Origin of the sequence: Flavobacterium sp., from assembly GCF_017985075.1 — a bacterium.
Taxonomy (GTDB): Bacteria; Bacteroidota; Bacteroidia; order Flavobacteriales; family Flavobacteriaceae; genus Flavobacterium.
Genome location: NZ_JAGNYF010000083.1, coordinates 1 through 5,469, shown reverse-complemented (window position 1 = coordinate 5,469; position 5,469 = coordinate 1). Strand labels below are relative to the sequence as shown.

Here is a 5,469-nt window from a genome sequence, read left to right as displayed (position 1 = left end):
GTGTTCCTATCAAAAACCAACTAACCATCTAAAAGATTGCTTCACAAACTCTCAATCACTATCTTTGCCTAAATTTTCATACAAATGGTTACATTCGAACAACTTAATCTTCCAATTTCGCTACAAAAAGCTATCGACGATTTAGGTTTCACAACTCCCACTCCTATCCAATCAAAAGCCTTTCCAATTGTTATGTCGGGAAGAGATGTGATGGGTATTGCACAAACCGGAACGGGTAAAACGTTTGCCTATTTGTTACCAATTTTAAAGCAATGGCGTTTTGTTCATACCGATATACCGAGAGTGCTAATTTTAGTACCTACTCGAGAATTAGTAGTGCAAGTGCACGAAGAAATTGAAAAATTAACCAAATATATGAGTGTGCGTTCACTTGCCGTTTATGGTGGCGTGAACATCAATACACAAAAAAAAGACATTTATTCTGGAATTGATATTGTGGTGGGAACACCAGGTAGAATTATGGATTTGGCTTTGGATAATGTCTTGCGTTTTGACGATTTACAAAAATTAGTGATTGATGAATTTGATGAAATATTAAATTTAGGATTTCGAGTGCAATTGACTTCTATTCTATCAATGATGCGTTCGAAAAGACAAAACATATTGTTTTCGGCAACTATGACAGAAGAAGTAGACGATTTGTTAGACGAATTTTTTGAATTTCCAGAAGAAGTTTCGTTAGCGCCAAGTGGTACTCCATTAGAGCAAATAGAACAACGTGCTTATGTGGTGCCGAACTTTTTAACGAAAGTCAATTTACTTAAACATTTATTACAAGACGAATCATACAGCCGAATTTTATTGTTTGTAAACAGTAAAAGAATGGCCGATTTCCTATTAGAACATTTAGAAGAAGATTTCCCAGGTCAGTTTGGAACGGTGCACTCCAATAAAACACAAAATTACCGTTTAAATATGATGGAAAATTTTCAAACGGGTGAAATTAGAGGTTTAGTAACCACTGATATTATGGCGCGTGGATTGGATATTACAGATATTACACACGTAATAAATATGCAATTTCCTGAAATACCAGAACAATATATGCACAGAATTGGTCGAACGGGTCGTGCAGATAAAGACGGTATTGCCATCAGTTTTATTGGTCCGAAAGAAGACGAATTTCAACTGGAAGTGGAAATGCTAATGCAAACGGAAATTAAAATTCACGAGATTCCTGCAAATGTAAAAATAGAACAACAACGCTTAGAATTCGAAAAAGATCAAAAGAAAGTAAAAACCCTTTTGAAACGTGTTAAGAAAACAGGAGGTGATGCTTTTGAGAAAAAATCGGAGAAAAATAGCAAAGTCAATTTAGGAGGTCCAGGAAAAAGAACACCAAGAAAAACCGCTTCCAGAAACCGAGGAATTGAAAGAAAACGAGACGAAAAGAAAAAGAAAAAGTAATTTTTAGTATTTTTGAAAAACTTTAATAAAAATGCAATTTAAAAACCCAGAAATTCTATATTTTTTATTTCTATTGATTATACCAATTTTGGTACATCTTTTTCAATTGAGACGATTTAAAAAACAAGAATTCACGAATGTTAAATTGCTGAAAGAACTCGAAGTTCAAACCCGAAAAAGTGCTACAATTAAGAAATGGCTGTTATTAGTCACTCGTTTATTGCTTTTGACCGCTTTAATTTTTGCCTTCGCGCAACCTTTCTTCAAAGCAAAAGATTTCGATAAAAAAAATAACGAACTGATTTTGGTAATCGATAATTCCTTTTCGATGCAAGCCAAAGGAAATAATGGCGAATTATTAAAAAGAACCATTCAGGATCTATTAGAAAATACACCAGAAGACCAACAATTATCGGTACTTACCAACGATGAAAATTTTTACGACACGAATATTAGAAACATTCAAAAAGAATTACAAAATTTAAACTACTCGTCTACTCCATTTAATCCTGCCGCAATTATCACCAGAATTGAAGCCAAAAAACCTGGTATTCCGAAAGATATTTTATTTATTTCCGATGCAGTTGGTTTAAAAGAAGAATTAAAAACCAATTTAAGCGAAACATCATCGCTGTATTATCAAACCGTAAAAGCTAACGAAGCCTATAATACTGCAATTAAAAACGTACAAATTAGTCAGGTTTTAGATCAATTTTACGAGTTAAAAATTAGTATTTCTACTTACGGAGAGGTTGAAAATGATGTGCCGATTTCAATGTATAATGGCAAAAAATTAGTTGGAAAAGCTTTAATTTCTAAAGAAAAACCTCAAAAAGAAATTTTATTTACCATTCCGAAAACAGATTTTCACGGCTATGTTTCCATTCAAGATTCAAGTTTAGAATATGACAATTCGTTTTATTTTAGTATTTCGAAACCACAAAAATCGAATGTAATTGCCGTAGGTACTCCAGAAAAAAACAACTTTTTATCCAGAATATTCACAGCTGAAGAATTTAACTACACATCAACAGATTGGAAAACCTTAAATTACAATGCTATTGAAAATGCCGATGCTTTGGTTTTAAATGAAATACCAACTATTTCAAGCGCTTTATCTGTTACTTTAAAAAATTATTATAGCAAAGGCGGAACCATAATTTTTATACCAGATATTACAAGCGATGTTTCGAGTTACAACGCTTTTTTGAGTAATTTTAGTCCGATTTCATTTTCAGAAAAAACACAAAAAGAAAAACAAATTACACAAATAAGTTTCAATCATCCAATATATGCCAATGTATTTGAGAAGAAAATTAGCAATTTCCAATATCCAAAAACGAATGCATCATTTACCATAAACGGTAGTAATTTGCCCGTATTACAATATGAAGATAAGAGTGTTTTCTTAGGTAATATTACCAATAAACTTGGAAATTTATACTTCTTTTCTACTTCTATAAACAAGGAAAATTCGAACATTCAAAATTCGCCATTAATTGTGCCTACCTTTTATAATATGGGTCAGAATAATAACAAAACTGGTTTAAATGCATTTATAATTGGAGAAAATAATTACACCATAATTAACGAAACTATTGCAAAAGATAATGTTTTAAGCGTTACAAATACAGAAAACAGTTTTATTCCGATGCAACAAATTTTGAATAATAAAATTAAACTAACTTTCGGAAATTATCCAGAAAAATCAGGGAATTACGAAGTGTTAAAAGATAAAGAATCGCTTAAAGCTATCAGTTTCAATTATCCAAGAAATGAAAGCGATTTATCACAAATAAATTCAGATTATTTTGATTCGTGTACAGAAGTAAATGCTGTATCTACGTTTTATTCTGACATTCATTCATCCAGAACAAGCAATGAAGTTTGGAAATATTTTATCTTTGCCACATTATTACTTTTACTAATTGAATTACTAATCCAAAAATTTGTAAAATGAATCTTTTACTAAAAAACGCGACACTACTTGAAAGTCAAAACCCATTTCATAAGCAACAAGTTGATATTGAAATTACAAATGGGATTATTTCTAAAATTGGAAAAAATCTATCCATAAAAGAAGGTTTTGAAGTCATTGAAAAAGAGAATTTACATATTTCTCAAGGTTGGTTAGATACTTCGGTAGTTTTTGGAGAACCAGGTTTTGAAACAACAGAAACCATTGAAAACGGACTAAAAGTAGCTGCAAAAAGCGGTTTTACTTCTGTTTTCTTACATTCCAATACGAATCCTGCGATTGATAATCAAGCGGTAATTCAATTTATAAAAAGTAAAGCACAAAATAGCATCACCATCCTACATATAGTGGGTTGTTTAACCAAAAACAGCGAAGGAACCGACTTAGCCGAACTTTTTGATATGAAAAATGCAGGCGTGGTAGCTTTTGGAGATTATAAAAAATCTATGACGAATGCGAATTTATTAAAAATAGCATTTCAATATGTAGACAATTTTAACGGAATTTTGTTCGTACAACCTATGAATAAAGACCTGAAAGGAAAAGGATTTGTAAATGAAGGAGAAGTTTCAATAAAATTAGGTTTGAAAGGAATTCCAGCTATGGCGGAAGAAATTGAAATCGAAAGAAATATTGCGTTACTTGCTTATACAAAAGGAAAATTACACATTCCATCCATTACAACTAAAAAATCTGTTGAATTAATTTCAAAAGCGCAAGCACAAGGATTAGAAATTACGTGTGGGGTCTCGGTAAATAATTTAGTCTTAACAGATGAAGAATTGGTAGATTTTAATTCGAATACTAAAATTTATCCGCCACTTCGAACAGAAACCGACAGAAAAGCTTTAATTGAAGGAGTTTTAAACAATGTGATTTCAGTCATCACATCAGACCATTGCCCTGTAAACATAGAACAGAAGCAATTAGAATACGATTTAGCCGACTATGGTTCGATAGGTTTAGAAAGTGCATTTGGTGCCTTACAAACGGTTTTACCAACGGAAGTTATTGTAGCCAAATTTACTGCTGCGAAATCATATTTTAACATAGAAAACAATACCATTGCAGAAGGAAATAAAGCCGAACTTACTTTATTTAACCCTAATGAAGAATGGGTTTTCAGTAAAGAAAATATACTTTCTTTTTCAAAGAACTCAATAATGTTAGGTAAGAAAATGAAAGGAAAAGTGTACGGAATTATTAGTAATAATAAAATTGAAATCTAATGGAAGAGCATAAAGTAAACGCAATGATTGGCCATTTTACCATCATCGGAACCATTGTAGCCCTTATGATGAATACTGAAAAAAAGAACCATTTTGTTAGTTTTTATACGCGTCAAACTTTAGGCATCTTTTTGTGTTTTCACTTGGGTGGTTATTTCATTGGCTATTTTGATAGTTGGTTTGTATCAACTGCATATTGGTTGTTTTTCTTAATCTTATGGATTATTAGTTTTGCAGGTGTTATGAATAATGAAATGAAATTGGTACCACTTGTGGGGGAACAATTTCAGAAATGGTTTAAAAATTTATAATTTATGAGTTTAGAATATTTGGTAAAAGCACCAAAAGAAGTAAAAAAAAAAAAAACGGCGCGTTACTTTTAATACACGGCTATGGAAGTAATGAAGAAGATTTGTTTTCTTTTGCACCTCAATTACCTGAAGATGTATACGTGATATCGATTCGAGCGCCATACAATTTACAACCTTATGGTTATGCTTGGTATGAAATTACTTTTGATGCCGATGAAAATAAGTTTTCAAATAACGAACAAGCTAAAGAGTCTTTACAACTAATCGCAAATTTTATTGATGAAATTTCAGAAAAATTACCTTTAGATAAATCGAATATTTCATTAATTGGATTTAGTCAAGGTGCGATTTTAAGTTATGGAATGGCGTTTACGTATCCAGAAAAAATTAATAAAGTTGTGGCTTTAAGCGGATATTTAAACGAACAAATTTTACCAGAAAATTATGATGTAAATCAAATCAATCACATTAAATTTTTTGTTTCTCACGGCACACAAGACCAAGTAATTCCTGTGGAATGGGC

At 31.5% G+C, this 5,469-nt stretch carries 4 protein-coding genes and 1 pseudogene; all 5 read left to right on the top strand.

Features of this window, described 5'->3' with window-relative positions; genetic code table 11:
• Positions 1 to 84: 84 nt before the first annotated feature.
• Entirely contained in the window at positions 85 to 1,428 is a 1,344-nt protein-coding gene (locus KA468_RS10345) for a DEAD/DEAH box helicase (protein ID WP_291242860.1), read from the top strand.
• A gap of 31 nt (positions 1,429 to 1,459) precedes the next feature.
• Positions 1,460 to 3,388: a BatA domain-containing protein gene (locus KA468_RS10340; RefSeq protein ID WP_291242859.1), complete on the top strand. Its 1,929-nt coding sequence runs from the start codon at positions 1,460 to 1,462 to the stop codon at positions 3,386 to 3,388.
• Positions 3,385 to 4,635, top strand: a complete 1,251-nt coding sequence (locus KA468_RS10335; RefSeq protein WP_291242858.1) for a dihydroorotase family protein — start codon at positions 3,385 to 3,387, stop codon at positions 4,633 to 4,635. The genes KA468_RS10340 and KA468_RS10335 overlap by 4 nt, the downstream gene beginning before the upstream one ends.
• Complete coding sequence (locus tag KA468_RS10330) at positions 4,635 to 4,946, top strand: hypothetical protein (protein WP_291242857.1); 312 nt, start codon at positions 4,635 to 4,637, stop codon at positions 4,944 to 4,946. The genes KA468_RS10335 and KA468_RS10330 overlap by 1 nt, the downstream gene beginning before the upstream one ends.
• Positions 4,947 to 4,949: 3 nt before the next feature.
• Positions 4,950 to 5,469 (top strand): annotated as a pseudogene (locus KA468_RS10325) (alpha/beta fold hydrolase); the annotation flags it as partial.